29 protein-coding genes are annotated in these 25817 nt (G+C 67.8%); 15 read left to right on the top strand and 14 right to left on the bottom strand.

What is annotated here, in order from left to right:
* Positions 1-328: 328 nt before the first annotated feature.
* Entirely contained in the window at positions 329-2812 is a 2484-nt protein-coding gene (locus PBN85_RS07905; RefSeq protein WP_037531104.1) for a TonB-dependent receptor, read from the bottom strand.
* A 246-nt stretch (positions 2813-3058) separates the two neighbouring features.
* Between PBN85_RS07905 and PBN85_RS07900 the strand changes: the two genes are divergently transcribed.
* Positions 3059-3526: an Hsp20 family protein gene (locus PBN85_RS07900; protein WP_271300684.1), complete on the top strand. Its 468-nt coding sequence runs from the start codon at positions 3059-3061 to the stop codon at positions 3524-3526.
* 82 nt (positions 3527-3608) lie between these two features.
* On the opposite strand, the gene PBN85_RS07895 is transcribed toward PBN85_RS07900, so the two are convergent.
* From PBN85_RS07895 to secG, 5 genes are all read right to left on the bottom strand, one after another.
* On the bottom strand, positions 3609-4049 hold the full coding sequence (locus PBN85_RS07895) for a hypothetical protein (RefSeq protein WP_271300683.1): 441 nt from the start codon (positions 4047-4049) through the stop codon (positions 3609-3611).
* Positions 4050-4258: 209 nt separating this feature from the next.
* Complete coding sequence (locus PBN85_RS07890; RefSeq protein ID WP_271300682.1) at positions 4259-4558, bottom strand: BrnA antitoxin family protein; 300 nt, start codon at positions 4556-4558, stop codon at positions 4259-4261.
* Positions 4542-4829, bottom strand: coding sequence for a BrnT family toxin (locus PBN85_RS07885; protein ID WP_271300681.1), 288 nt, complete (start codon positions 4827-4829; stop codon positions 4542-4544). The genes PBN85_RS07890 and PBN85_RS07885 overlap by 17 nt, the downstream gene beginning before the upstream one ends.
* Before the next feature lie 39 nt (positions 4830-4868).
* Positions 4869-6503, bottom strand: a complete 1635-nt coding sequence (locus tag PBN85_RS07880; RefSeq protein ID WP_037531097.1) for a CTP synthase — start codon at positions 6501-6503, stop codon at positions 4869-4871.
* Positions 6504-6592: 89 nt separating this feature from the next.
* On the bottom strand, positions 6593-6937 hold the full coding sequence (gene secG, locus PBN85_RS07875) for a preprotein translocase subunit SecG (protein WP_037531095.1): 345 nt from the start codon (positions 6935-6937) through the stop codon (positions 6593-6595).
* 299 nt (positions 6938-7236) lie between these two features.
* Here secG and PBN85_RS07870 point away from each other — a divergent pair, with 299 nt between their 5' ends.
* From PBN85_RS07870 to eda, 8 genes are all read left to right on the top strand, one after another.
* A complete protein-coding gene (locus PBN85_RS07870; protein ID WP_037531094.1) occupies positions 7237-7557 on the top strand; it encodes a MarR family transcriptional regulator in 321 nt (106 codons plus the stop codon).
* Entirely contained in the window at positions 7514-7867 is a 354-nt protein-coding gene (locus PBN85_RS07865; RefSeq protein ID WP_235199467.1) for an SH3 domain-containing protein, read from the top strand. The genes PBN85_RS07870 and PBN85_RS07865 overlap by 44 nt, the downstream gene beginning before the upstream one ends.
* Positions 7864-8793 (top strand): N-acetyl-gamma-glutamyl-phosphate reductase, encoded by a 930-nt coding sequence (argC, locus tag PBN85_RS07860; RefSeq protein WP_271300680.1) that lies wholly within the window; start codon positions 7864-7866, stop codon positions 8791-8793. The genes PBN85_RS07865 and argC overlap by 4 nt, the downstream gene beginning before the upstream one ends.
* A gap of 14 nt (positions 8794-8807) precedes the next feature.
* Positions 8808-10271, top strand: coding sequence for a glucose-6-phosphate dehydrogenase (gene zwf, locus PBN85_RS07855; protein WP_037531089.1), 1464 nt, complete (start codon positions 8808-8810; stop codon positions 10269-10271).
* 237 nt (positions 10272-10508) lie between these two features.
* Positions 10509-11213: a 6-phosphogluconolactonase gene (gene pgl / locus PBN85_RS07850; RefSeq protein WP_271300679.1), complete on the top strand. Its 705-nt coding sequence runs from the start codon at positions 10509-10511 to the stop codon at positions 11211-11213.
* A 35-nt stretch (positions 11214-11248) separates the two neighbouring features.
* The gene (edd, locus tag PBN85_RS07845; protein ID WP_271300678.1) at positions 11249-13060 is read left to right on the top strand and encodes a phosphogluconate dehydratase; all 1812 of its coding nucleotides are present in this window, start codon (positions 11249-11251) and stop codon (positions 13058-13060) included.
* A gap of 110 nt (positions 13061-13170) precedes the next feature.
* Positions 13171-14136, top strand: coding sequence for a glucokinase (gene glk / locus PBN85_RS07840; RefSeq protein WP_037531083.1), 966 nt, complete (start codon positions 13171-13173; stop codon positions 14134-14136).
* Positions 14137-14150: 14 nt separating this feature from the next.
* A complete protein-coding gene (gene eda, locus PBN85_RS07835; protein WP_271300677.1) occupies positions 14151-14756 on the top strand; it encodes a bifunctional 4-hydroxy-2-oxoglutarate aldolase/2-dehydro-3-deoxy-phosphogluconate aldolase in 606 nt (201 codons plus the stop codon).
* 16 nt (positions 14757-14772) lie between these two features.
* Here eda and PBN85_RS07830 read toward each other — a convergent pair whose 3' ends face one another.
* Positions 14773-15639 (bottom strand): LysR family transcriptional regulator, encoded by an 867-nt coding sequence (locus tag PBN85_RS07830; RefSeq protein WP_271300860.1) that lies wholly within the window; start codon positions 15637-15639, stop codon positions 14773-14775.
* 93 nt (positions 15640-15732) lie between these two features.
* Here PBN85_RS07830 and bla point away from each other — a divergent pair, with 93 nt between their 5' ends.
* Positions 15733-16590, top strand: a complete 858-nt coding sequence (gene bla / locus PBN85_RS07825) for a subclass B3 metallo-beta-lactamase (protein WP_271300676.1) — start codon at positions 15733-15735, stop codon at positions 16588-16590.
* A gap of 3 nt (positions 16591-16593) precedes the next feature.
* Here bla and mltG read toward each other — a convergent pair whose 3' ends face one another.
* The 6 genes from mltG to fabD all read right to left on the bottom strand — a co-directional run bounded on the left by mltG (position 16594) and on the right by fabD (position 21472).
* Entirely contained in the window at positions 16594-17562 is a 969-nt protein-coding gene (gene mltG / locus PBN85_RS07820; RefSeq protein ID WP_271300675.1) for an endolytic transglycosylase MltG, read from the bottom strand.
* A 4-nt stretch (positions 17563-17566) separates the two neighbouring features.
* Entirely contained in the window at positions 17567-18823 is a 1257-nt protein-coding gene (fabF, locus tag PBN85_RS07815) for a beta-ketoacyl-ACP synthase II (RefSeq protein WP_037531075.1), read from the bottom strand.
* 138 nt (positions 18824-18961) lie between these two features.
* Positions 18962-19198, bottom strand: coding sequence for an acyl carrier protein (locus PBN85_RS07810; RefSeq protein ID WP_019515010.1), 237 nt, complete (start codon positions 19196-19198; stop codon positions 18962-18964).
* A gap of 118 nt (positions 19199-19316) precedes the next feature.
* Positions 19317-20057: a 3-oxoacyl-[acyl-carrier-protein] reductase gene (fabG, locus tag PBN85_RS07805; RefSeq protein WP_271300674.1), complete on the bottom strand. Its 741-nt coding sequence runs from the start codon at positions 20055-20057 to the stop codon at positions 19317-19319.
* A gap of 3 nt (positions 20058-20060) precedes the next feature.
* Entirely contained in the window at positions 20061-20483 is a 423-nt protein-coding gene (locus PBN85_RS07800; protein WP_037531146.1) for a GxxExxY protein, read from the bottom strand.
* Between the two features lie 29 nt (positions 20484-20512).
* The gene (fabD, locus tag PBN85_RS07795; protein WP_037531069.1) at positions 20513-21472 is read right to left on the bottom strand and encodes an ACP S-malonyltransferase; all 960 of its coding nucleotides are present in this window, start codon (positions 21470-21472) and stop codon (positions 20513-20515) included.
* Between the two features lie 194 nt (positions 21473-21666).
* Here fabD and PBN85_RS07790 point away from each other — a divergent pair, with 194 nt between their 5' ends.
* From PBN85_RS07790 to PBN85_RS07770, 5 genes are all read left to right on the top strand, one after another.
* Positions 21667-22029 (top strand): RcnB family protein, encoded by a 363-nt coding sequence (locus PBN85_RS07790; RefSeq protein ID WP_037531066.1) that lies wholly within the window; start codon positions 21667-21669, stop codon positions 22027-22029.
* A 156-nt stretch (positions 22030-22185) separates the two neighbouring features.
* Positions 22186-22617 (top strand): 30S ribosomal protein S6, encoded by a 432-nt coding sequence (gene rpsF, locus PBN85_RS07785; protein ID WP_037531064.1) that lies wholly within the window; start codon positions 22186-22188, stop codon positions 22615-22617.
* Positions 22617-22841: a 30S ribosomal protein S18 gene (rpsR, locus tag PBN85_RS07780; RefSeq protein ID WP_007403456.1), complete on the top strand. Its 225-nt coding sequence runs from the start codon at positions 22617-22619 to the stop codon at positions 22839-22841. Before rpsF ends, rpsR begins: the two co-directional genes overlap by 1 nt.
* Before the next feature lie 12 nt (positions 22842-22853).
* Positions 22854-23453 carry a 50S ribosomal protein L9 gene (rplI, locus tag PBN85_RS07775; protein ID WP_037531061.1) on the top strand — a complete coding sequence of 200 codons (600 nt, stop codon included), beginning with the start codon at positions 22854-22856 and terminating at the stop codon, positions 23451-23453.
* 138 nt (positions 23454-23591) lie between these two features.
* A complete protein-coding gene (locus tag PBN85_RS07770; RefSeq protein WP_152542068.1) occupies positions 23592-24059 on the top strand; it encodes an STAS/SEC14 domain-containing protein in 468 nt (155 codons plus the stop codon).
* Here the strand turns inward: PBN85_RS07770 and mutL are convergent.
* Positions 23968-25788, bottom strand: a complete 1821-nt coding sequence (gene mutL / locus PBN85_RS07765; protein ID WP_271300673.1) for a DNA mismatch repair endonuclease MutL — start codon at positions 25786-25788, stop codon at positions 23968-23970. The two genes, PBN85_RS07770 and mutL, sit on opposite strands and share 92 nt — an antisense overlap.
* Positions 25789-25817 lie beyond the last annotated feature (29 nt).

Here is a 25817-nt window from a genome sequence, read left to right as displayed (position 1 = left end):
TCACTGAGACACAGGCAACGGCCGTGGTTCGGGGAATAGCCGAAGGGTGACGCAGCGAAACAACGCGCGATTCACCTGGAAGCGACCTAAGGGGGCTGACGGGTTTTGCTCGTCACGCAGGCGCCCGGATCGGAAACGGTCCGGGCGTTTGCTTGTCTGCGCGACGAATACTTGCCCGGACGTAGCCGGGCAGAGGGTGGGAGCTTCCAGGTCGTGCCCCCTGTCCGGCGTTTGTCTTTATTCCCGATCAATCCTGAACCTGATCATAACGCCGACCGGAAATAGCTGTTTTGTCGGTCAAACCGACGAAACGATCGGCGCAGCCCCATCAGAATCGCTTCGACACGGTGATGCCATAGGTGCGCGGATCGCCCGGCTGGCCGACGATCAGCCCGGTATTGCCCGACTGGGTTGACAGCAGCTCGAAATAGTTCTGGTCGAAGGCGTTGCGCACCCAGCCGAAGACGTTGACATCGTCCTTCCGATAGCCGGCACGGACGTTGGACAGCGAATAGCCCTCGATCCAGGTATAGGCCGACGGCGACGGATTGGACGAGAAGCGCGACCGGTAATTGCCGTCATAGCCGATATAGACTTCGCCGCCCGAGCCTCCGACCGGCAGATTATATTCGCCGCCGTAGGAAAAGGACCATTTCGAGATGCCCGGCAGCCGCTGGCCGGAGATATCGCACGACGCGGGACTGTACGACACCTGGGTCGCGGAACCGGCCTGTCCCGCGGGGCTCGCCGGATTGGCCGCACTCGCCGCGCTGCCGCCGGACAATTCGGGCGGGCATGGCGCATTGGTGAAGCGGACATAGGTCGCGTCGGTAAAGGCGCCGCTGACGTAGAGGGTCAGCCGCTTGCTCGGCCGAAAATTCGAATCGAATTCGACCCCGCGCGAGCGGACCTTGCCGGCATTGGCGAGATAGCCGCGAATCACGTTGATCGCATTGTTGTTCACCGTCGCCTGATAGTCGGAGACGTCCGTCCAGAAGCCGGCGAGGTTGAGCGTCAGCCGGCGGTCGAGAAACTGCGTCTTGAGGCCAAGCTCATAGGCATCGACCGACTCGGGCTTGACGGTCTGCGTCGACAGATCGACGCCGGTGCTCGTCGCGTTGAGCGGCAGGCCGGACAGGTTGATGCCGCCCGATTTGAAGCTGCGCGCATAGGTGGCATAGGCGTGGATCTCGGGTGCGACATCATAAGAGACGGTGATGTCGCCCGAGGTGTTCCAGGCGCTGAACTTCGGGCTGTAACGCTGCGGCGCCAGCGTGTTGATCTGGTTCTGGAAGGTGGTGCGTGCCGCCGCCGTCGGCTGCGAGGCCAGCAGCGTCGCGACATTGTCGGCGGTCGCCGTGAAACCGTACTGGCTGTTGGCGATACTGACGATCGATTCGTAAAAGCCCGACTTGCGATCGTAATTGACCCGTAGCCCCGGCTGGACGTGCAGCGCGTCGGTCACCGCCCAGTTGAGCTTGCCGAACACGGCGAAGCTGGTGTTGTCGAAGCTTATCGTATTGGTCGAGGTCAGCCCGTTGAGCACGCTGGGATTGTTCGCGTCGCTGCCCGACAGCAGGAACCGGCTCGCCGCCGATCCCTGCACCTGCGACCCCTGCGTGTCGATCGTCTGATGGAACAGGAAGGCGCCGACCGTATAATCGAGCCGGTTGCTGCCGTTCGAGGCGAGGCGGAACTCCTGCGACACCTGGCGCTGCTGCGACGGGTTCTGCGAGACGGTGGTGATCGGCAGGCCGGTGAAGTCGCGGTCGTTCTGCGGCTGCCAGTCCCAATAACGCCACGCACTCACCGAGGTGAGCGTCGCCGGCCCGAGGTCCCAGTCGACGACGAGCGAGGCGCCGCCCACCTCCTGCCGCGAGTTGATCCCGGCATCGAGATCGGTGACGCGGTCGAACGGGTCGCGGCTCGGCGGCGCATAGGTGAGCGCGGCGGCAAGCGCGTCATATTGCCGCGCGATCGGCCGCTGCGTCGTCCCGACCCGCGCATAATATTGGACGCAGCACAGCGGGTTCTGCACATTGAAATCGCCCGACAGCGTGAACCGCAGCGCATCGGTCGCCTTCCACAGCAATTGCGCGCGCAGGCCCAGATTGCGCTGGCGGTGCAGATCGTCGCCCGAGGCGACATCCTCGATCGTCCCCTTGCGCGTCGTCGCCGAACTCGACAGGCGCAGCGCCACGTCCTCCGACAGCGGACCCGAGATCGATGCCTTCGCCTGGACGAAGCCGTAATTGCCGACGCTGACCTCCGCCCTGCCCTCCGGCGTGAAGCTCGGCGGGCGGGTGGTGACGTTGAGCGCGCCCGAGGTGGTGTTCTTGCCGTAGAGCGTCCCTTGCGGTCCGCGCAGCACCTCGACCCGGTCGACATCGACGAAGTCGAAGGTCGATGCGCCGATCCGGCCGATATAGACGCCGTCGACATAGAAGCCGACGCCCTGCTCGATCCCGTCGTTGGTCAGCCCGAACGGCGCACCCAGGCCCCGGATGTTGATCGCCGAATTGCGCGGGTTGCTCGAGAAGAATTGTAGCGACGGCTGCTGCTGCTGCAGCCGGTTGACGTTGAACGCGCCGGTACGGTCGATCTCGGCGCCGCTCACCACCGACATGGCGATCGGCACGCGCTGCACCGATTCGGCGCGGCGGCGGGCGGTGACGAGAATCTCGCCGGTCCGCGGCGCGGCTGCCTCGGCGGTGGCCTCGGCGGCGGCGTCCGGCGTGGCATCCTGCGGGGGTTGCGCTGCCGCGGACGTGGCGGCCTGGCCGGCGAGCAGAATGGCGAGCGTCAGCGACATGCGATTTCCCTGGGTTATTCTTATCCGTGTAAACTCCATCGACCGGGGGATATTCAAAGAAGGAGAAGCTTCGCGGCGCGATAGCGGGGCTTCGGCATCGGGCCGCAAATTCGGCGCGGCGCCCCCTTGAACCGCTTCGGCCGCTATCCAAGATAGACGCTGCACGGTGCCGAATGCGGGCCGTGTGCCGGCATCGCACGACTGGTGGATGCCGTCGTTCAACTCGCTTCTCGTGGAGGATTTGACATGCGACTCGACCTGACCCCCTATCGCCGCTCGACCATCGGTTTCGACCGTCTGTTCGACATGCTGGAGAGCAATGCGCGCGCCGCCACGGCGGAGAATTACCCGCCCTTCAACCTCGAACGCCTCGCCGAGGATCGCTATCGCATCACGCTCGCGGTCGCCGGCTTCTCGCGCGACGAGATCGAGATCACCGCGCAGCAGAACCTGCTGCTCGTCTCGGGCAAGAAGGATGACAAGGCGGGCAACGCCAACTTCCTGCACGTCGGCATCGCCAATCGCAGCTTCGAGCGCCGCTTCGAACTCGCCGACTTCGTCTTCGTCGAAGATGCCCGTCTCAACGACGGCCTGCTCGTCATCGACCTGGTCCGCGAAGTGCCCGAAGCGATGAAGCCGAAGACGATCGCGATCAAGACCGGTGCGCCGCTGTCCGCGGTCGAAAACAAGACGGACGTGGCGGAAGCCGCATAATCTTGCGCCTAGGGGCGTCCGGGCCTGCCGGCCCGGGCGCCCTTATCACCTCGCTATCGACCGACGTGACCAGAGGTCGTCGTCACCGCCGGTCACGGATCGGCGAGGCGGCGAACCATTCCGCTCCATCGGGTCCATACAGCACGACGATCGCAAGCCCTTCGATCACCAGCTGCGCCACCGACGCGGCGACGATCATCGGTGTCGTTCCCTCCGCGGGCACGATGCCGATGCCGCGCAAGAACGCCACGCTCGAGATCAACGCCATCGTCCAGCGCACCAGCAAGGCACCGCGCGCCGCCGCCGACCGGCCGAACAGGACGAGCGCGAACAGCAGCGCAGCAAACCCCAGTCCGGCGAGCCGCACCCAATAGATGCGCAGCGCCAGCGTCTGCGCCGCCTCGGGCGCCAGCGCGACGCCGAATACCATCGATTGGCTCGTCGCCACCGCCAGCGCGAAACTCAGCAGGCCCGAAGCGGCAAACAGGGACGCAAACAATTTGATCGACAGCGGGCGGTCCATGATCGGCTCCGGATCAACGACAGATCCGGTCCGACTAATCATGAGCCCTTAAGCCTTGGCAAAGAGCCGGTCAGACCGATCGGCTGTTGGTCGCTTCCGTTTTTTAGTGTGAACAGAATACCCTGTTTCTCTCGACGCTATTCGGCCAAGCTGCATCGTTTCGGATATGGTCCGCCAGCGCTCAGACCGCATGGGCCTTACGGCCCCAGTCAGACAGTGGCGCGATCGGACGAACGGCGGTCTTCCGCGGCGACATACGCTCGCAAGACGCGGTTGATCTCGGTCTGATAGCCGGTACCGGCGGCGTGATCCTTGAACCAGCTGACGATATCCGCATCGAGGCGCAGCGTCACCGGCTGCTTGACCGGCCGGTAGAGACCCGGCCGTACCGCATCGCGCCACGCCGCCGCCGGTGCCTCCGGAATGTCGTCGGTATCGATCCCGTCGTCAGGCAGCGCAGCCAGTCGCTCTGCCTCGCGTTGCAGGTCTGCGCTAAGCTTCTTCTTCATAACGCTTCCTCTCGTGCCGCGTCGCCCGGCGGGCGCCGATGATTCGTATACGGTCATGCTCGACACCGTCCGGATAGCTGTGGACGACGACAAGCAAGAGGACATGACCGACCATGCCGATGGCATGATACCGGCACTCGCCGCCAACGACCCGGTCGACCAGGATCACGTGGAGCGGATCGCCCCAGACAGCCTGTGCCAGCTCGAACGAGACGCCATGTTTGGCGACGTTCAACGCCGCTTTGGCCGGATCGAACTCGAAGACCAGCATGCCGTACCATAATGTACGTACATGCTGGCCGAGGTCAAGTCAGACCAACCGGCTCTTGGTCACCGCCGCCTGGATGAAGCTCGCGAACAGCGGATGCGGATCGAACGGCTTGCTCTTTAGCTCCGGGTGGAACTGGACGCCGACGAACCACGGATGATCCGGCCGCTCGACGATCTCGGGCAAGGTGCCGTCGGGCGACATGCCGCTGAACACCAGACCGCCCTTCTCCAGCGCATCCTTGTAGCCGGTGTTGACCTCGTAGCGGTGGCGATGCCGCTCGTGGATCACCGTCTCGCCATAGATCGAGGCGACGACGCTGTTGCCGTCGAGCGCCGCCTCATAGGCGCCGAGCCGCATCGTGCCGCCAAGGTCGCCCTGCTCCTCGCGCTTCTCCAGCCCGTCGCGACCCATCCATTCGGTGATCAGGCCGACCACCGGCTCGTCGGTCGGACCGAATTCGGTCGACGAGGCGCCGGCGATGCCGGCGAGATCGCGCGCACCCTCGACGCAGGCCATCTGCATGCCGAAGCAGATGCCGAAATAGGGGATCTCGCGCTCGCGTGCGAACTTGACCGCCTTGATCTTGCCCTCCGCACCGCGCTCGCCGAACGCGCCGGGGACGAGGATCGCGTCGCACGGCTCGAGCTGGCTGACGATCTCGCCATGGTCGTTCTCGAAAATCTCGGCGTCGATCCAGCGGACGTTGACCTTGACGCGATTGGCGATGCCGCCGTGCACCAGAGCCTCGTTGAGTGACTTGTACGCATCCTGCAGGCCGACATATTTGCCGACGACGCCGACCGTGACCTCGCCCTCGGGGTTGGTCAGCCGGTCCATGATGTCGGTCCAGCGCGACAGGTCGGGCGCCGAGGAGGGCGTGATGCCGAAAGCACGCAGCACTTCCGAATCGAGGCCTTCGCCGTGATATTGCAGCGGCACCGCGTAGATGCTCTTGGCATCGAGCGCCGGGATCACCGCCGTCTCGGGCACGTTGCAGAACAATGCGATCTTGGCGCGATCCGACGGCGGCAGCGGATGTTCGCAGCGGCAGACGAGCACGTCGGGCTGGACGCCGAGCGCCGCCAGCTCGCGCACCGAATGCTGCGTCGGCTTGGTCTTCAGCTCGCCGGCGGCAGCGATATAGGGCACCAGCGTGACGTGGATGCTGATCGCATTGCCGCGGCCGACCTCGTTCTTGAGCTGGCGGATCGCCTCGATGAAGGGGAGCGATTCGATGTCGCCGACGGTGCCGCCGATCTCGCACAGGACGAAATCGAGGTCGTCGGTCTCCGCCCGCGCGAAGGCCTTGATCGCGTCGGTGACGTGCGGGATCACCTGCACCGTCGCCCCGAGATAGTCGCCGCGCCGCTCGCGCTCGATGATCGTCTTGTAGATGCGGCCCGAAGTGACGTTGTCCGACTGGCGCGACGCCACGCCGGTGAAGCGCTCATAATGGCCGAGGTCGAGATCGGTCTCGGCACCGTCGTCGGTCACATAGACCTCGCCGTGCTGATACGGGCTCATCGTGCCGGGATCGACGTTGAGATAGGGATCGAACTTGCGGATCCGCACGCGATAGCCGCGCGCCTGGAGCAAAGCTGCGAGAGAGGCCGCCATAAGGCCTTTGCCGAGCGACGAAACCACGCCGCCGGTGATGAAGATGTACCGCGCCATGGGAGGAATCGCCTAGCGTGTTATGGGGTCGAACGACAAGAGCGCGCGCGGCAGGCCCGCGCGCGATTCACGATGAACGGATGATCCGGTCAGCGCTGGAGCGGCACCGCACCGTTATCGGCGGGGGCGTTGGGCACCGCATCCTGCGCGGGTGCGGGCGCCGGGGCCGCCGCGGGCGTGCGGGCGAGCGAGGTGTCGATCGTCTGCGTCTGCCGATGCGCGGCGATGAACGCGAGCGCGATCGACATGCAGACGAACACCGTCGCGAGGATCGAGGTCATCCGCGTCAGGAAGTCGGCGGCGCCGCGCGCCGACATCAGCCCCGACGGGCTGCCGCCCATGCCGAGGCCACCACCCTCCGACCGCTGCATCAGAATCACCGTGACGAGCGCCGCGGCGATGATGGCGTGAACGACAAGAAGGAAGGTGAACATCTATGGTCCCGGAAACTCGGATGAAGGCGGGCACATAGGCGAGGCCCGCGGCGCGATCAACCGTCGAGCGCGCCATGGCGGCGGCGGCGGCGGCGGAGGGGTCGGACGGGTCGCCGCAGCGAACCATTGTCGGGCAACAACGCGGAACAATAGCGACGTCTGACTTATTCACCCGAGCCGTTCATTTATGGGAAACCAGCGTCGCACGGAGGCGTTATGAAGGCGAAACAAAGCTCCTAAAACGGCGCAGAAACGGATATTTGATCGTGGGAACTGCCGCGCAATCACTCGCGACATGGATGAGCGCCCTGGTGGACTATGTGCGGTCGGGGGAACCCGATCTCACCAATCGGCAAATGGCGCTGCTCCTGCTCGTCTACCTCAACCCCGGGCCTCATACCGTGCGCGGTCTGGCGCGGGCGCTCAACGTATCGAAGCCCGTCGTCACGCGCGCCTTGAACAGGCTGGGTGCGCTCGGCTATCTGCGCCGGCAACGCGACGATAGCGACAAGCGCAATATCTTCGTCGCGCGTACATCCGAAGGGGCAGAATTTCTTGAAGAGTTTGGGCAATTCCTTGGCGAAGGCGACGCCCGGTCGCTCCAGCCAGCCCTCGCGTAAGGCGTTCGCGCTCACCGGTCCGTCGGTCACGCTCGATCCGCGCACCCATGCGGTGCGCGGCGACCTTGCCGACGTACGCCTCGCCGAACGGGTGTTCGCACCCCATTATGCCGCGCCCATCGCCGCGGTCGCCACCGCCGCCGGGACGATCTTCGCCGATCGCGGACTGAGCGACCCGCTCGGCGCGCTCGACGCGGGCGAACCGTTCGAGGTGCTCGAACTCGCCGGACGCCATGCCTGGGGTCGCGCCACCACGCACGGCCTCGTCGGGTATGTCGATCGCGCCTTGCTCGATCGGGCCGCGTCATGAGCGTCACGGTCTTCATCGACGGTGCGGTCGGCACCACCGGCATCGACATCCGCGAACGGCTGAGCGGTCGCGCCGATCTCACCGTCGTCACCCTAGACGAGGCGCGGCGCAAGGATGCCGCGGCGCGGGCGGAGGCGCTCAACGACGCCGATATCGCCATCCTCTGCCTGCCCGACGATGCGGCGCGCGAGGCGGCGGCGCTGGTCGCCAGTGGCCATACGCGACTGATCGACGCCTCATCGGCGCACCGGGTCGCGCCGGGCTGGACCTATGGCTTTCCCGAACTGGCCGCGGGGCAGAGCGAGCGGATCGCGGCGGCGCGCTTCGTCGCCAATCCCGGCTGCTATCCGACCGCCTTTCTCGCGCTGGTCGCGCCGCTGGTACGCGCCGGGCTGATCCCCGCGGACTGGCCGCTCACCTATAATGCGGTGTCGGGCTATTCGGGCGGCGGCAAGGCGATGATCGCCGAGTTCGAAACCGGCGAGGCCGATACCGCGCTGCGTGCCTATGCGCTCGGCCTCGGCCACAAGCATCTGCCCGAGATGCGCGCGCATGCCGGCCTCGCGCATCCACCGGTGTTCGCGCCCGCGGTGGCGCGGCTCAACCGCGGCATGCTCGGCGAGGTGCCGCTCGCGCTCGCGCAACTGCCCGGCCGGCCGAGCCTCGCCGCGGTCGAGGATACGCTCGCCGCCGCTTATGCGGACAGCGCGCTGATCAGCGTCGCGCCGGGCGACGTCGCCGCGGTGACGATCGAGGAGAATAGCGGCACCGACCGGATGACGTTGCGCGTCTGCGGCAATGCGACGAGCGGCCAGGTACGGCTGATCGCGACGCTCGACAATCTCGGCAAGGGCGCCGGCGGCGCCGCCGTGCAGAATCTCAACATCATGGCCGGGCTCGATCCCCTGGCCGGCCTGATCGTGTAACCAGAAGGACCGTCATGCAGCGCAATCCCGTCGGCAAGCTGCTCCTGTTCGGAGCGACCGGTGACCTCGCCCAGCGGATGCTGTGGCCGTCGCTCTACGGCCTGCACGCCGACGGGCTGCTGCCGGCGGGGCTGACGATCGTCGGCTCGGCACGCGGCGACCAGAATGACGACGCCTTCCGCGCCTTCGTCCAGAAGGCGCTCGGCCAGTTCCTAGCCGCCGACCGCAAGGACGATGAGAAGATCGCGAGCTTCCTCGAACGGCTGTTCTTCCAGCCGGCCGACCTGTCCGATCCGACCAGTTTCGCACCGCTCGCCGAAAAGGTCGGCGACGTGTCGGGCGGCCTCGCCATCTATCTGTCGACCGCGCCGTCGCTGTTCGAGCCGGCGGTCAAGGGTCTGGAGAGCGTCGGCCTCGCCGGCGAGACGGTGCGCATCGCGCTCGAAAAGCCGCTCGGCTACGACCTCGCCTCCAGCCGCGAGATCAACGACACCGTCGCCGCTGTCTTTCCGGAAGACCGGATCTTCCGCATCGATCACTATCTCGGCAAGGAGACGGTGCAGAACATCCTCGCCTTGCGCTTCGGCAATTCCTTCTTCGAGCCGGTGTGGAACGCGCAGGGGATCGATAACGTCCAGATCACCATCGCCGAGACCGTCGGGCTGGAAGATCGCGCCGGCTATTACGAGGGCGCGGGCGCGCTGCGCGACATGGTCGCCAACCATATGCTCCAGCTCGTCGCGCTGATCGCGATGGAGCCGCCGGCGCTCTACGACGGCGCCGCGATCCGCGACGAGAAGGCCAAGGTGTTCCGGTCGCTGCGCAAGTTCACGCCGGAAGACGTGCCGTCCTGCACCGTCACCGGCCAGTATGAGGAAGGCGCGGTCAGCGGCAAGGTCGTCAAGGGCTATGACGACGAGCTCGGCTATGACAGCAACGTCGAGACCTTCGTCGCGATCAAGGCGCATATCGACAATTGGCGCTGGCAGGGCGTGCCCTTCTACCTGCGCACCGGCAAGCGCATGGCCAAGCGGCGCAGCGAGATCGCGATCCAGTTCAAGCCGGTGCCGCATTCGATGTTCTCGGGCCGCGGCGGCGTGCTCCAGCCGAACACGCTGGTGATCCGGTTGCAGCCGGAGGAATATGTCCAGCTGCTGGTGATGGCCAAGGAGCCGGGCCTCGACCGCGACGGCATCCGCCTGCGCGAAGTGCCGCTCAACCTCAGCATGGACGCCGAATTCGCCGGGTCGCGGCGGCGCATCGCCTATGAGCGGCTGCTGCTCGACCTGATCGAGGGCGACCAGACGCTGTTCGTCCGCCGCGACGAGGTCGAGGCACAGTGGACGTGGATCGATTCGATCCGCGCCGGCTGGGACGCCAATCAGACCAAGCCCAAACATTATGCCGCCGGCACCTGGGGCCCCGCCGGCGCGATCGCGCTGACCGAGCGCGACGGCGTGACCTGGCAGGACGACTGAGGCTTTAGCCACCCTCCCGGCCCAATCGTCACCCCGGCCCCGTTTCGTGTGCACCCTGCGGCGGGGCGAAAGGCATGCGGCCCAAGCCTTGCCCTCTGCGGATGGGTGGACCGCGGAACACGTCCGGGATGACGGACCATGAACCCCATCCCGCCGCCCATACGTATGCGCGGCCCCTTACCTTGCGTGGCCGTCCGGTCTATCGGAGCGGCACGCCGACCGAACGAAAGCAGAGACATGACCGAGATCGAATGGTGGGAGTATGACGATGCGGCGGAAATGGCCGCCGCCGTCGCCGGGGATATCCAGTTCATCATCGAAGCGGCGATCGACGCGCGCGGTGCGGCGGTGATCGCGCTGCCGGGCGGCAAGACGCCGATCCCGATCTACGGTCATATCGCCAAGGCGAAGATCGACTGGAAGCGGGTGACGATCGTCCCCACCGACGAGCGCATCGTGCCGCTCGGCGACCCGCTGTCCAACGTGACGATGATCGGCAAGACCTTCATCCCCAAGGGCGCACGCGTCATCCCGATCGTGCCGCAGGCGACCGCCGACTATAAGTCCGCCGGCCGTTCGGCGGATGCGCTGATGCAGGACCTGCACTGGCCGCTCGACCTCTGCCTGCTCGGCGTCGGCGGCGACGGCCATACCGCCTCGATCTTCCCCGGTCCCGATTTCGACGAGGCGTTGGCCGGCCCCAAGGAGCGCCGTGCCTTGGGCGTGATGCCCGATCCGCTCCCCGCCGAAGCGCCGGTGCCGCGCGTCACGCTGTCGCGCGAGGGCATCGTCACCGCGCGCGCGCTGATGATCGCGGTGACCGGACAGGCCAAGCGCGACGTGATCGAAACGGCGATCAAACAGGGTCCGTCGTCCGCCTATCCGATCGGCCGCGTCCTCGCCGACGCCGAGCTGCCCGTCGACATCCACTGGGCGCCGTAACCGCCGCCCGGTCGCCCCTCCCCAGGATCCGCGTCATGAACCCCGAAGTCCTCGCCGTCACCGATCGCATCATCGAACGATCGCGCGAGCGCCGCAGCGCCTATCTGGCGCTGATCGAGCGCGAGCGCGAGACGGGCGCCCGCCGCCCGCAGCTCGGCTGCGCCAATCTCGCCCATGCCTATGCCGGCACCGAGGAGGATCGCGACACGCTGCGCGCCGGCAGCGGCATGAACATCGGCATCGTCACCGCCTATAACGACATGCTGAGCGCGCATGCCGTCTATTACCGCTATCCCGAACTCATGAAGGTCTGGGCGCGCGAGGTCGGCGCGACCGCGCAGGTGGCGGGGGCGACCCCGGCGATGTGTGACGGCGTGACGCAGGGCTATGCCGGCATGGAGCTGTCGCTGTTCAGCCGCGACACGATCGCGCTCGCCACCGCGGTCGCGCTCAGCCACGGCACGTTCGAGGGCGCCGCGCTGCTCGGCATCTGCGACAAGATCGTGCCGGGGCTGCTGATGGGCGCGTTGCGCTTCGGCCATCTGCCGATGGTGCTGATCCCCGGCGGCCCGATGCCCTCCGGCCTGCCCAACAAGGCCAAGGCGGCGGTGCGCGAGGCCTATGCCGAGGGCAAGGCCGGGCGTGAGGAGCTGCTCGACGCCGAGATACAGGCCTATCACGGCAAGGGCACCTGCACCTTCTACGGCACTGCCAACACCAATCAGATGATGATGGAGGTGATGGGCCTGCACATGCCGGGCGCCGCCTTCGTCAATCCCGGCACCAAGTTGCGCCAGGAGCTGACCCGCGCCGCGGTGCACCGGCTCGCGGGCATCGGCTGGCGCGGCGACGATTACCGGCCGCTCGGCCATTGCGTCGACGAGCGCGCGATCGTCAATGCGGCGGTCGGCCTGCTCGCCACCGGCGGCTCGACCAACCATCTGCTCCACGTGCCGGCGATCGCCCGCGCGGCGGGGATCGTCATCGACTGGGAGGATTTCGACCGGCTCAGCCGCGCGGTGCCGCTGATCGCGCGCGTCTATCCGAACGGTGCCGCCGACGTGAACGCTTTCGAGGCGGCGGGCGGCATGCCCTTCGTCGTGCGCGAATTGCTGGCGGCCGGCCTGCTGCATGGCGACATCACCACGGTGAGCGGCGACAGCCTCGCCGTCTATGCCGAAAAGCCGGTGATCGTCGACGAGGCACTCAGCTGGCAGCCGGTCGGCGACAGCGGCGACACGACGATCCTGCGCCCGGTCGGCGAAGCCTTCTCGCCCGATGGCGGGATGCGCATCCTCGCCGGCAACATCGGCCGCGCCTGCATCAAGGTCTCCGCGGTCGATCGCGACCGCTGGGTGATCGAGGCGCCGGCGCGCGTCTTCCACGACCAGCTCGACGTGCTCGAGGCGTTCAAGCGCGGTGAGCTGGAGCAGGATATGGTCGTCGTCGTCCGCTTCCAGGGCCCGCGCGCCAACGGCATGCCCGAGCTGCACAAGCTGACCCCGCCGCTCGGCGTCTTGCAGAACCGCGGCTTCAAGGTGGCGCTGGTCACCGACGGCCGCATGTCGGGGGCGAGCGGCAAGGTGCCCTGCGCGATCCATTGCTCGCCCGAGGCGCTCGGCCAAGGCGCGATCGGCAAGATCCGCGACGGCGACATCATCCGTGTCGATGCGCTCAACGGCACGCTCGATGCGCTGGTCGACCCCGCCGAATGGCTGGCGCGCCCGCTGTGCGACGCACCCGGCGCGGCAAGCGGCACCGGGCGTGAATTGTTCGCGATGTTCCGCGGGCTCGCCGACGAGGCCGAAAAGGGCGCATCCGGCATGCTCGCCGCGGCAGGATTGTAACGACCGTGCTCCTGCGGAAGCGGGAGCCCAGAATCGCGGGCGCACCGCCCGTCTACCCTGGGTTCCTGCCTTCGCAGCAACACACATAGGATGATCAGGAGAGAAGACCCATGCAGCTCGTCAGCGTCGATATCGGCGGCACCCACGCCCGCTTCGCGATCGCGGAGGTCGAGGACGGCCGGGTCGTCTCGCTCGGCGAGCCGGTGACGCTCAAGACCGCGGAGCACGCCAGCCTGCAGACCGCGTGGCAGGCATTCGCCGCGCGCCACGGTACGCCGCTGCCCCGCGCCGCGGCGATCTCCGTCGCCTCGCCGATCACCGGCGACATCATCCGCCTGACCAACAATCCCTGGGTGATCCGCCCGTCGCTGATCCCCGAGCGGCTCGGCGCCGACATCTATACCGTCATCAACGATTTCGGTGCGGTCGGCCATGCCGTCGCGCAATTGCCCGATGCCGATTTCGAACATCTCTGCGGCCCCGACCGCCCGCTCCCCACGGAGGGCGTGACGACCGTCTGCGGTCCGGGCACCGGGCTCGGCGTCGCGCAGGTCTACAAGGCGAAGGGCGTCTATCACGTCCTGCCGACCGAAGGCGGCCATGTCGATTACGCGCCGCTCGACGGCATCGAGGATGCGGTCGTCAAGCGGCTGCGCCGTACCTATACGCGCGTGTCGGCGGAGCGGATCTGCTCAGGACCGGGCATCGTCGCCCTGTACGAGACGCTCGCCGAGCTCGAGGGCCGGCCGGTGCCGAGCCGCGACGACAAGACGATCTGGACCGAGGCGCTCGACGGCACCGATTCGATCGCGCTCGCCGCGCTCGATCGCTTCTGCCTCGCGCTCGGCGCGGTCGCGGGCGACCTCGCATTGGCGCAGGGGGCCAAGGCGGTGGTGATCGCCGGCGGGCTCGGCCTGCGCATCAAGGACAAATTGATCCGCTCCGGCTTTGATCAGCGCTTCGTCGCCAAGGGCCGGTTCCAGAACATGATGGCGGGCATCCCCGTCAAGCTCATCACCCATCCGCAGCCCGGCCTGTTCGGCGCCGCTGCGGCCTTCGCCCAAGACCACGCATAAAAGGCCCTCGCGTCATGACCGATATCGCCACCATCATGCAGACCAGCGCCGTCATCCCGGTTCTGGTGATCGACGACGCCGCCACCGCCCGTCCGCTCGCCGAGGCGCTCGTCGCCGGCGGGCTCAGGGTGCTCGAAGTCACGCTGCGCACCGGCGCGGCGATGGAGGCGATCGCCGAGATGAAGCGCGTGCCGGGCGCGATCGTCGGCGCGGGCACGGTGGTGAACGCGGCGCAGGCGCGGCAGGTGATCGACGCCGGCTGCGAATTCATCGTCTCGCCGGGCCTGACCGAGCGGCTCGCCACGCCGATCCTCGACGCCGGCGTCGCCTATCTGCCCGGTACCGCCACCGCGGGTGACATCATGCGCGGCCTCGACCTCGGCCTGACGCATTTCAAGTTCTTCCCGGCGGAGACCTCGGGCGGCCTGAAGGCGCTAAAAGCGCTCGCCGCTCCCTTCTACCAATGCCGCTTCTGCCCGACCGGCGGCATTACCGAGACGAGCGCACCCGACTGGCTCGCCTTCGATCCGGTGCTGTGCGTCGGCGGCAGCTGGGTCACCGGCGGCACGATGGCAGAGGTCGAGGCCAAGGCCCGCGCCGCCAGCGCGCTCAAGCGCTGATCGTACGCGGCGGCGGTCATGCCGCCGCCGCGACCAGCCACTGGCGGAACGCCGCCATCGCCAGCCCCGGCTTGCGCGACAGCAGATGCGTCAGCCAATAGCGCCCCGCGTCGATCTCGAGACCGAACGGCTGGACGAGCTGTTCGGCGGCGAGTTCACGCAGGAACATCGCGCGGGGGGCGAGCGCGACGCCCAGTCCCGCCATCGCCGCGCCGGCCATCACCGCGGAACTGTCGAACATCGGCCCGCGCAACGCCGGCGCCGCCAGTCCCGCGGCGGCAAACCAGCTTTCCCATTCGCTGACCCGATAGGAGCGCAGCAGCCGCTCGCGCGCCAGATCGCCGGGCGCCTGCAAGCGCGCGGCAATCCTCGGTGCACAGAGCGGGGTCAGCGGCGCGGCGAGCAACGGCTCCGCCTGCGTCCCGTGCCACGCGCCGTCGCCGAAGCGGATCGCGCCGTCGAGCCCCTCCCCCGCCAGGTCGACGCGATTGTTGTTGATCGACAGGCGGACGTCGATGTGGGGGTGACGCGCGGCGAAATCATCGAGCTGGGGCAACAGCCAGCCGGTCGCGAAGGTGCCGACGACGCCGAGCGCCAGCGTATATTGGAAGCGCCCGCCGGCGAACTGGTCGAGCGTCGCGCCGATCCGGTCGAACGTCTCGGCGAGCACCGGCACCAGCGCCTGCCCGTCGTCGGTCAGCGCCAGCCCGCGCGGCAGGCGGCGGAACAGCCGCGTCCCCAGACGGAGCTCCAACGCCGCGACCTGATGGCTCACCGCGCCCTGGCTGACGCACAATTCGATCCCCGCGCGGGTGAAGTTGAGGTGCCGCGCGGAGGCCTCGAAGGCGCGCAGGGCGTTGAGCGGGAGCTGGGCGCGATCCATGTCGTCATGAATAATGCTCATGGCTCGCGCGAGGGAAGATGCTTTGTACGCCCCCGGCGCGACGGGCATGCGATGGCCAAAGGAGACGCCCGAATGATCGCCAGCCTGCTCGCCGCCTTGCTCACGCCCCAGACCGCCGCGCCGGTCGACGATCCGCTGACCCGCCCGATCGCGTCGGATCATGCCGCCGAATGGCTCGCGCCGCGACCGCCGGTGCGCGTCTTCGGGAAAAGCTATCTGGTCGGCTTCGGCGGGCTCAACGTCGCGCTGATCGATACCGGCGAGGGGCTGATCCTGATCGACGGGGCGCTGCCGCAGGCGGCCGATGCGATCCTCGCCAATGTCAGAAGGCTCGGCTTCGACCCGCGCGACATCCGCTATATCCTCAGCACCGAACCGCATTTCGATCATGCCGGCGGCCTTGCCGCGCTCGTCCGGGCGACCGGCGCGACGGTCATCGCCAGTGCGCGGGGCGCCGAAGGGCTGCGCAGCGGCCGGCTCGCCGCCGACGATCCACAGCGCGGCTATGACAGCCGCTTCCCCGCCGTCGCCGCCGTCCGGGTGATCCGCGACGGCGAACGGGTGACGCTCGGCGATACCGCGGTCACCGCGCATGCGACGCCGGGGCATACGATGGGCAGCATGAGCTGGAGCTGGCGCGCCTGCCAGGCGATGACGTGCAAGGCGATCGTCTTCGCGGCGAGCCTCAACCCGGTATCGAGCGACGGCTATCGCTACACCGCCGCGGCGAGCCGTCCGATCGTCGCGGGCTTCCGCCACAGTTACCGGGTGATGCAATCAATGCCCTGCGATCTGCTGATCACCGCCCACGCCGATCAGGACGGCGCCACCGACCGGTTCCGCACCGCACCCGGCGCCTGCCGCGCGCTCGCCGCATCGTCCCGGATGAAATTGGCGGCACGGCTGCGGGCGGATGGTCTGGCGCGCTGACCGTTACATCTCGCCGCGCTGACGGCGGATCGCATACCATTTCTGCACATTGGCGTTATGCTGTGCGAGCGTGTCGGCGAAGACGTGACCGCCGGTGCCGTCCGCGACGAAATAGAGCGCGTTGGTCGCCTGCGGATCGAGCACCGCATCGATCGACGCGCGGCCGGGATTGGCGATCGGGCCGATCGGCAATCCCGCCTCGGCATAGGTGTTATAGCCGTTCTTTGCCTGCAATTCGGACCGCAGGATGCGCCGGCCGAGCGGCCGCCCCTTGGTGATCGGATAGATCACCGTCGGGTCCGCCTGCAACGGCATGCCGCGCTTGAGCCGGTTGCCGTAGACCGCCGCGACCATGCGCCGCTCGGCCGGCTTGCCGGTTTCCTTCTCGACGATCGAGGCGAGGATGACCGCCTGCGCCGGCGTCGTCACCGCGATGCCCGGCTTGCGCTTCGCCCAGGCGGCGGCGAGATAGTCGCGCATCGCCGTCTGCATCCGCGCGACGACGCTCGCCCGCGTGTCGCCGCGCTGGAAGGCATAGCTGTCGGGCAGCACCGACCCCTCCGCCGGCACCGCGACGTCACCGGTGAGGCCGTCCGCCTTCATCAGCGCATCATGCACCAGCACCGACGGATAGCCCTCCGGCACCACCACCAGCCGCTGCAGCACCTTGCCGCCCTGTAGCATCTTGAGAATGTCGGCGGCGCTGGTGTGGGCGGGGATGCGATATTCGCCCGCCTTGATCGGCTCGCCCGAGCCGAACACGCGCGCGAGCAGGCGGAAGCGGCCGGCCGAGCGGATCGCCCCGGCTTTCTCCAGCGCGCGCGCCGCGCCGGCGAGGCTGCTGCCCTCCGCCACCTGCACGGTCAGCGTCCGCGGCGCCGGGCCGGCACCGCCCCAGCCCTGTACGACGAGGAACGCCGCGACCAGCGCGACGAGGCCGATCAGCAGACCGAGACAGCCGACCTTGCGCATCGGCTCAGATCGTCTTCATCACCAGCGAGGCGTTGGTGCCGCCGAAGCCGAACGAATTGTTGAGCACCGCCCGCACCTCCCGCTTGCGCGCGACATGGGGCACGAGATCGACGCCTTCCGCGCCCTCCGACGGATTGTCGAGGTTGAGCGTCGGCGGCACGATCTGGTCGCGCATCGCGAGGATGCAGAAGATGCTCTCCACCGCGCCGGCGCCGCCGAGCAGATGCCCAATCGCCGACTTGGTCGAGCTCATCGACAGTCCGCCGATCGCATCGCCGAACAACCGCTTCACCGCGCCGAGCTCGATCATATCCGCCATCGTCGAGGTGCCGTGGGCGTTGATATAGTCGATATCCGACAGTGCGAGCCCCGATTTGCGGATCGCCATCTCCATCGACCGATAGGCACCCGAGCCTTCGGGTTCCGGCGCGGTGACGTGGAAGGCGTCGCCCGACAGGCCGTAACCGACGACCTCGCAATAGATTTTCGCGCCGCGTGCCTTGGCGTGCTCATATTCCTCGAGCACGACGACGCCGGCGCCCTCGCCCATCACGAAACCGTCGCGGTCGCGGTCATAGGGACGGCTCGCCTGTTCGGGGCGATCGTTGAAGCTGGTGTTGAGCGCGCGCGCCGCGGCGAAGCCGGCGATGCCGATCGGGCAGACGGTGCTTTCCGATCCGCCGGCAAGCATCACGTCGGCATCGTCGAGCGCGATCATCCGCGCCGCATCGCCGATCGAATGCGCGCCGGTCGAACAGGCGGTCACCACCGCGTGGTTCGGCCCCATCAACCCGTATTTGATCGAGACCTGACCCGAGATCAGGTTGATCAGCCGGCCATGGACGAAATGCGGGCTGACCCGCTTCGGCCCCTTTTCGGCGAGGACGAGCGATTCGCTTTCGATCCCCGGCAGGCCGCCGATGCCCGAACCGATCGAACAGCCGGCGCGGAACCGCTCCGCCTCGCTCATCTCGGTCAGGCCGGCATCCTCGAGCGCCTGCCCGGCGGCATCGATGCCGTAGACGATGAAGGGATCGACCTGACGCTGGACCTTGTGATCGACGCGCTTGTCGGGATCGAAGCCATAAGGATGATCCGCCGGCTTCACCTCGCAGGCGATCGTGCATTTCTGGTCGGAGGCGTCGAAGCGCGTGATCGGCCCCGCGCCCGACTTGCCCGCGATCAGGTTCGCCCAGGCGGTCTCGACGTCCGCGCCAAGCGGAGTGACCAGCCCCAGACCGGTTACGACAACGCGCCGCATACCCTTACTCCATTCCATCTCACACGACGCCACCCGACGGGGCGGGCGGCTCTTACGAAAAACGGCCCCCCGCCCACATAATCGGGGACGGGGAGCCGTTCAAATCCGGCCCTCAGCGGGCGCGGGCAAGCCGAAGGCTCAGCCCTTGTGCTCGTCGATATAGGTGATCGCGTCCTTGACGGTCGTGATCTTCTCGGCGGCATCGTCGGGGATCTCGACCCCGAATTCCTCCTCGAACGCCATGACGAGCTCGACGATGTCGAGGCTGTCGGCGCCCAGGTCGTCGATGAAGCTCGCGTCCTCGGTCACCTTGTCGGCTTCGACGCCGAGATGCTCGACGACGATCTTCTTCACGCGGTCGGCGGTCTCGCTCATGGTATAGTCCCTCTTCGCTTTGGGGGTGTTTCGTTTCTCCCGAACGCCCGTAGAACGCAGGCGTGCGGGTGGCAAGCGTCTGTTAAGGTCGATCGATCCGGATCGAGCCGCAACCCGGTCAGATCATGGCCATACCGCCGTTGACGTGCAAGGTCTGGCCGGTGACGTATCCGGCCTCGCGGCTGGCGAGATAGACCACCGCGGCGGCGATGTCCCCGCCATTGCCGAGGTCGCCCGCCGGGATCCGGCCGAGCAGCGCGGTCTTCTGCGCCTCGGGCAAGGCGTCGGTCATCGCCGAGCGGATGAAGCCGGGGGCGACGCAATTGACGGTGATGTTGCGGCTGGCGAGCTCCTGCGCGAGCGCCTTGGACATGCCGACCAGCCCCGCCTTCGACGCGGCATAATTCGCCTGGCCCGGATTGCCGGTCTGCCCGACCACCGAGGTGATCGAGACGACGCGGCCGAACCGCTGCTTCATCATCGGCTTGGCGGAGGCGCGGATCAGCCGGAAGGCGGCTTCGAGGTTGACGCGGATCACCTGATCCCATTCCTCGTCCTTCATCCGCATCGCCAGATTGTCGCGGGTGACGCCGGCGTTGTTGACGAGGATGTCGATCCGCCCGGCCAGCGCGGCGACCGCCTGCGGCACCAGAGCATCGACCGCGGCGGCGTCCGACAGATCGCACGGCACCGCGACGTGATCGCCGCCCAGCCCGGCGCGAAACGCCTCCAGCTTGTCGGCATTCGACCCCGACACCGCCAGCCGCGCCCCCTGCCCCGCCAGCGCGGTGGCGATGGCCGAGCCGATTCCGCCCGACGCGCCCGTCACCAATGCGGTCATACCTGTGAGATCGAACATGTCCTATCCTTGTTGGTTCACGCGAAGACGCGAAGACGCGGAGGGGGTGTGGCCGTTGACGATACGTCGCAGCCCCTCCTTGAGCGTCGCACCTCCGAAATTGATAAGCAGCCCGAGGGGCTGCTTGGTAAGTCTTAGATAAGTGAGCAGTTGCTTCGCATGAGCGGCGTTCAACCGCTCGACCGACTTGATTTCAACGAGCAGGGCACTGGCGATGACCAGATCGATCCGGAAAGCGACCTCGAACCATAGCTCCTCGAATTCGAACGACACCGGAACCTGCCGGCGGACGTCATAGCCGAGCTTGGTGAGCTTGGCCGCCAACACGGTTTCGTAGACGCTTTCCAGCAGGCCTGGCCCTAACTCACGGTGAAGTCGTAAAGAAACGTCGATGACGTCCGAAGCAGCCGCCTCGAGCTCCACCATCTTCGCGTCGTCGCGTCTTCGCGTGAACATTACACCCGTTTAAGGAAATCCTCGATGTCGTCCATGGTGACGACGCTGATCGCCTCGACGTCGGGGGCAATGCGTTTGACCATGGGGGCGAGGACCTTGCCGCCGAATTCGACGAACTGCGTCACGCCGCCCTCGGCCATCGCCAGCACCGATTCGCGCCAGCGGACCATCCCCGTCACCTGGCGGACCAGCGCGGCGCGGATCGCGTCGGGGTCGGCGATCGGCGCGGCGTCGACGTTGGCATAGACCGGCACCAGCGGCGCGGCGATGCGCGCGTCGGCGAGCGCCGCCTGCATCGCCTCGGCGGCGGGCTGCATCAGCGGGCAGTGGAAAGGCGCGGAAACCGGCAGCAGCACCGCACGCTTGGCGCCATGCTCCTTGGCGAGCGCGACCGCACGCTCGATCGCGGCGCGGTGGCCGGAGATCACCACCTGCGACGGATCATTGTCGTTGGCGACGGTACAGACCAGATCGCCGCCGCCCTCCGCCGCGACCGCCGCCACCGCAGCCTCCGCAATCGCCTGCGCCCTGGCGAGATCGGCGCCGAGCAGCGCCGCCATCGCGCCCTCGCCGACCGGCACCGCCGCCTGCATCGCCTGACCGCGCAGGCGCAGCAGCCGCGCGGTGGTGGCGAGATCGATCGCCCCCGCCGCGCACAGCGCGCCATATTCGCCGAGGCTGTGGCCGGCGACGTAATCGGCCGTGTCGGCGAGGCGGAGGCCGCCCTCGCGCTCGGCGACGCGCAACGTCGCGATCGCATTGGCCATGATCGCCGGCTGCGCATTGGCGGTGAGCTGGAGCTCCTCCGCCGGGCCGTCGGTCATCAGCCGGAAGAGGTTCTGGCCGAGCGCCTCGTCGACCTCGCCGAACACCTCGCGCGCGACCGCGCTCGCCTCGGCCAGCGCCTTGCCCATGCCGACCGCCTGGCTGCCCTGGCCGGGGAAGATGAATGCCCGCATCGTGCCACTCCCTTGATTGCAGGAGCGCGCCACTAGGGCCGCTGCGGCCCCCACGCAACCTGAACGAACCCATTGGAGTTGCGACACCCTGCGACCGTTTTGGCGGATCGGCGGGAGAGGTTTGCGACAGGTCGCACCCATCTTCTGTCGTGACGCCGGCGACGGCGCCGGTTTTGACAATGGGAGTGTTGAACATGAAGAAGCTGTTGATGAGCGCCATCGCCGCCACGTTGGTCGCCAGCCCGATGGCGGTCGCCGCCGCCGATGCGGCGCCGGTCCAGCGCGAGCGCACCGTCACCACCGTCAAGGAGCGCCCCAACGGCCGCACCGTCGTGACGCAGCGCACCACCGTCCGCAACACCGGCCCGCAGGCATGGCGCGTCGGCCAGCGCTTCGATCGCCGCCATGCGACCAACTATCGCGTCGTCCGCGACTATCGCACCTATCGCCTCGCCGCGCCTGGCCGCGGGCAATATTGGGCGCGCTCGGGCAATGACGCGATCCTGGTCCGCAACAACGGCACGATCGTCCGGGTGATCCAGCGCTCGTTCCGCTGAACCGGGTGACGCGCTTGCTTTTTGAGGCAGGTCGCGTATGAGAATGCCAACCGGGGTGGGGAGCCAGTCTCTCCGCCCCGGTTTTTACGTGGACGAAGACAGCCGGAGGGGCGTCGCATGGGGCGGCGTCAGCGATCGGCCAACGAAGGACAAGGCATGGCTCTGTACGAGCACACGTTCCTTGCGCGCCAGGATCTGGCACAGGCGCAGGTGGACGCGCTGGCGGAAACCGCCACCAAGATCATCGAAGACAATGGCGGCAAGGTCGTCAAGACCGAGACCTGGGGCCTGCGCAGCCTCGCGTATCGCATCGCCAAGAACCGCAAGGCGCATTACGTCATGCTCGAGATCGACGCCCCCGGCCATGTCGTGGCCGAGCTGGAGCGCCAGACGCAGATCAACGAAGACGTCATCCGCTACATGACCGTCAAGGTCGACACGCTGGAAGACGGCCCGACCGTGATGATGCGCAAGCAGGAGCGTGACCGTGAGCGTCGCGGCGATCGCGAGGGCGGCCGTGATGGCGCGCCGCGCGGCGACCGTGGCGATCGTGCTCCCCGTCGTGACCGTGAAGAGGAGGCCGCATAATGGCGCGTCCGTTTTTCCGCCGCCGCAAGTCGTGCCCGTTCAGCGCCAAGGATGCGCCGCGGATCGACTATAAGGACGTCCGCCTGCTGCAGGGCTTCGTGTCCGAGCGTGGCAAGATCGTCCCGTCGCGCATCACCTCGGTGAGCGCCAAGAAGCAGCGCGAGCTCGCCCAGGCGATCAAGCGTGCCCGTCACCTGGGCCTGCTGCCCTACGTCGTTAAGTAAGGAGTCCGATCAATGGACGTCATTCTGCTTGAGCGCGTCGAGAAGCTCGGCGCCATCGGCGACGTGGTGAAGGTCAAGGACGGTTTCGCCCGTAACTTCCTGCTGCCGAACAAGAAGGCGCTGCGCGCCAACGAAGCCAACCGCAAGGTGTTCGAGGCGAACCGCGCCCGCATCGAGAGCGAGAACGCCAACCGTCGCGGCGAAGCCGAGAAGGAAGCGGTCTCGTTCAAGGACGCGTCGGTCACGCTGATCCGTCAGGCATCGAACACCGGCCAGCTCTACGGTTCGGTCGCGGTCCGCGATCTGGTCGAGGCGCTGGTCGCCGACGGCCACAAGGTGACCAAGGCGCAGGTCGTGCTCGACAAGCCGATCAAGTCGATCGGCCTGTACGACGTGCGCGTCGCGCTCCATCCGGAAGTCACCGTGGTGGTCAAGGTCAATGTCGCGCGCTCGCCCGAAGAGGCCGAGATGCAGGCATCGGGCGTCGACGTCATGTCGTCGATGTTCGAGCGTGACGAGGCCGGCTTCACCGAGGATTACGATCCCAACGCCGAGCCGGGCGCGACCGCCGAGTCGCCCGCCCGCGCCGACGAGGCGCCGGCGCAGGGCTGATCGCCCTTCGTCAGCCGTATCGAAAAGGCCGTCCGGAGCGATCCGGGCGGCCTTTTTCATGTCCGTGACGGGCGAAGCTGATCTCGATCACGATCGGATTAACGAGGCAGAAACATTGCGTCCATAATGGATGTGACCATGCCAGCGCAATTCAACATCGCCGTCGAACCCGCTCGTCACCTCCTGACGCTGACCTGCGCGGGCTTCTACCTGACCGAGGATGTCGCCGCGTTACGCGCCGCCTGTGAAGAGGCGTGCGGACAGCTCCCTGCCGCACCCCACGGTCATCTGATCCTGATCGACGCGTCGGGCATGCGCATCCAGACGCGCGAGGTGGTCGATGCCTTTACCGGGATCGTCCGCGATCCGCGGTTGCGCAGTCGGCGGCTCGCCTTCGTCGTCAACCATTCGCTCGCCCGTCAGCAGATCCTGCGCCTGCCCGAACCGGGTCGCGCCAACGTCGCCTTCTTCGACGATCGCCCCGCCGCCGAGGCCTGGCTTTTCGAAGATGCGGTCAGCGGCGCCCGAACAGTCGCTCGATATCGCCATGCGCCAGCTTCACCCATGTCGGCCGGCCATGATTGCACTGCCCCGAATGCGGCGTAGCCTCCATCTCGCGGAGCAGCGCGTTCATCTCGGCGACGCCGAGGATGCGGCCGGCGCGCACCGAACCGTGGCAGGCCATCGTCCCCGCCACCGCATCGAGCCGCTCGCGCAGCGACAGCGCCGAATCGAACGCGGCGAGCTCATCGGCCAGATCGGTGACCAGCCCGGTCGGGTCGGCCTGGCCGAGCAGCGCCGGCGTCGTACGGACCAGCATCGCGCTCGGCCCGAACCGTTCGAGGTCGAGGCCGAGTTCGGCGAGCTCGCCGATCCGCGCGGTCAGCCGGTCGCAGGCCGGCTCATCGAGTTCGACCACCTCGGGGATCAGCAACGCCTGCGCCGCGATGCGGCCGCCGGCGAGCGCGGCGCGCATCCGTTCGAGCACGAGGCGTTCGTGCGCGGCATGCTGATCGACCAGCACCAGCCCGTCTTCCGCCTCCGCGACGATATAGGTCTTGGCGACCTGCCCGCGCGCGACGCCGAGCGGATGCGACACCGTCTCGGGCGGGGGCGCCCAGGCGGGCTCGGCGCGGGCGGCGGGCGGCGCGGTGAAGAAGGTCGGCCGATAGTCGCGGACGCCCTGCCCCAGCTCCGCCAGCGCCGGGGCCGCATTGGCGGCGAAGGCCGCCTCATCCGGTCGGATGGCGTCGGCCGGGCCGGCGGGCTGGCCGGTATGCCACATCTGCAACGCCGTCTCGGCCGGCCGCTGCACGCTGCGATGCCCGGCGGCATCGAGCGCGCGGCGCAGGCCGGAGACGATCAGGCCGCGCACCAGCGCCGGGTCGCGGAAGCGGACCTCGGTCTTGGCGGGGTGGACGTTGACGTCGACTTCGCTCGCCGGCACGTCGAGGAACAGCGCGACCACCGCATGGCGGTCACGCGGCAGCATCTCGGCATAGGCGCCGCGGATCGCCCCCATCAGCAACCGGTCGCGCACCGGGCGGCCGTTGACGAACAGATATTGATGGTCGGCGACGCCGCGATTGTAGGTCGGGATGCTCGCCACCCCGCCGAGCACCAGCGCCCCCGCCTCGGTCGGCCGTTCGAGATCGACCGGCACCGCATTGTCGGCGAGCGCGCGATCGGTCAGCGCGGCGACGCGCGCCGGCCGTTCCTCGGCGAGCGTCACGGCCAGCGCGCGGCGGCCGTCATGTTCGAGCGTGAAGGCGATGTCGCACCGCGCCATCGCCAGCCGCCGCACCGCATCGAGGCAGGCGGCATATTCGGCGCGCGGCGAGCGCAGGAACTTGCGCCGCGCCGGCACCCGGGCGAACAGCCCCTCGACGATCACCCGCGTCCCCGGCGGCAGCGCGGCCGGCCCTTCGCGGACGAGCACGCCATTGTCGACGGTGCGCGCCCAGCCCTCCGCGCCGGCGATTCGACTCTCGATCGTCAGCCGCGCGACGCTGGCGATCGACGGCAGCGCCTCGCCGCGGAAGCCGAGCGTCGCCACCCGATCGATCGCGCCATCGTCGCCGAGCAGGCTGTCGGGAAGTTTCGACGTCGCATGCCGTTCGAGCGCCAGCGCCATGTCGGACGGCGTCATGCCGCAGCCGTCGTCGGCGACGTCGATGCGCGAAAGTCCGCCCTCGGAAAGACTTATCGCGATCCGTGTGGCGCCGGCGTCGATCGCGTTCTCGACCAGTTCCTTCAACGCGCTGGCGGGCCTTTCCACCACTTCACCGGCAGCAATTCGATTGACGAGATGTTCGGGCAGACGGCGTATTGACACCGCGCATCCTCTATACCAAGCGACGGCCT

It is taken from the genome of Sphingomonas sp. CV7422 (genome assembly GCF_027945725.1).
GTDB classification, from domain to species: Bacteria; Pseudomonadota; Alphaproteobacteria; order Sphingomonadales; family Sphingomonadaceae; genus Sphingomonas; species Sphingomonas kyungheensis.
Note: the sequence above shows the minus strand (reverse complement) of the source record. Positions and strands in the feature narration are given on the sequence as shown.

Coding starts and splice junctions, on each gene's coding strand:
- PBN85_RS07905 (WP_037531104.1), bottom strand. CDS start 2,812: ATGTCGCTGACGCTCGCCATTCTGCTCGCCGGCCAGGCCGCCACGTCC.
- PBN85_RS07900 (WP_271300684.1), top strand. CDS start 3,059: ATGCGACTCGACCTGACCCCCTATCGCCGCTCGACCATCGGTTTCGAC.
- PBN85_RS07895 (WP_271300683.1), bottom strand. CDS start 4,049: ATGGACCGCCCGCTGTCGATCAAATTGTTTGCGTCCCTGTTTGCCGCT.
- PBN85_RS07890 (WP_271300682.1), bottom strand. CDS start 4,558: ATGAAGAAGAAGCTTAGCGCAGACCTGCAACGCGAGGCAGAGCGACTG.
- PBN85_RS07885 (WP_271300681.1), bottom strand. CDS start 4,829: ATGCTGGTCTTCGAGTTCGATCCGGCCAAAGCGGCGTTGAACGTCGCC.
- PBN85_RS07880 (WP_037531097.1), bottom strand. CDS start 6,503: ATGGCGCGGTACATCTTCATCACCGGCGGCGTGGTTTCGTCGCTCGGC.
- secG (WP_037531095.1), bottom strand. CDS start 6,937: ATGTTCACCTTCCTTCTTGTCGTTCACGCCATCATCGCCGCGGCGCTC.
- PBN85_RS07870 (WP_037531094.1), top strand. CDS start 7,237: ATGAGCGCCCTGGTGGACTATGTGCGGTCGGGGGAACCCGATCTCACC.
- argC (WP_271300680.1), top strand. CDS start 7,864: ATGAGCGTCACGGTCTTCATCGACGGTGCGGTCGGCACCACCGGCATC.
- zwf (WP_037531089.1), top strand. CDS start 8,808: ATGCAGCGCAATCCCGTCGGCAAGCTGCTCCTGTTCGGAGCGACCGGT.
- pgl (WP_271300679.1), top strand. CDS start 10,509: ATGACCGAGATCGAATGGTGGGAGTATGACGATGCGGCGGAAATGGCC.
- edd (WP_271300678.1), top strand. CDS start 11,249: ATGAACCCCGAAGTCCTCGCCGTCACCGATCGCATCATCGAACGATCG.
- glk (WP_037531083.1), top strand. CDS start 13,171: ATGCAGCTCGTCAGCGTCGATATCGGCGGCACCCACGCCCGCTTCGCG.
- eda (WP_271300677.1), top strand. CDS start 14,151: ATGACCGATATCGCCACCATCATGCAGACCAGCGCCGTCATCCCGGTT.
- PBN85_RS07830 (WP_271300860.1), bottom strand. CDS start 15,639: ATGGATCGCGCCCAGCTCCCGCTCAACGCCCTGCGCGCCTTCGAGGCC.
- bla (WP_271300676.1), top strand. CDS start 15,733: ATGATCGCCAGCCTGCTCGCCGCCTTGCTCACGCCCCAGACCGCCGCG.
- mltG (WP_271300675.1), bottom strand. CDS start 17,562: ATGCGCAAGGTCGGCTGTCTCGGTCTGCTGATCGGCCTCGTCGCGCTG.
- fabF (WP_037531075.1), bottom strand. CDS start 18,823: ATGCGGCGCGTTGTCGTAACCGGTCTGGGGCTGGTCACTCCGCTTGGC.
- PBN85_RS07810 (WP_019515010.1), bottom strand. CDS start 19,198: ATGAGCGAGACCGCCGACCGCGTGAAGAAGATCGTCGTCGAGCATCTC.
- fabG (WP_271300674.1), bottom strand. CDS start 20,057: ATGTTCGATCTCACAGGTATGACCGCATTGGTGACGGGCGCGTCGGGC.
- PBN85_RS07800 (WP_037531146.1), bottom strand. CDS start 20,483: ATGGTGGAGCTCGAGGCGGCTGCTTCGGACGTCATCGACGTTTCTTTA.
- fabD (WP_037531069.1), bottom strand. CDS start 21,472: ATGCGGGCATTCATCTTCCCCGGCCAGGGCAGCCAGGCGGTCGGCATG.
- PBN85_RS07790 (WP_037531066.1), top strand. CDS start 21,667: ATGAAGAAGCTGTTGATGAGCGCCATCGCCGCCACGTTGGTCGCCAGC.
- rpsF (WP_037531064.1), top strand. CDS start 22,186: ATGGCTCTGTACGAGCACACGTTCCTTGCGCGCCAGGATCTGGCACAG.
- rpsR (WP_007403456.1), top strand. CDS start 22,617: ATGGCGCGTCCGTTTTTCCGCCGCCGCAAGTCGTGCCCGTTCAGCGCC.
- rplI (WP_037531061.1), top strand. CDS start 22,854: ATGGACGTCATTCTGCTTGAGCGCGTCGAGAAGCTCGGCGCCATCGGC.
- PBN85_RS07770 (WP_152542068.1), top strand. CDS start 23,592: ATGCCAGCGCAATTCAACATCGCCGTCGAACCCGCTCGTCACCTCCTG.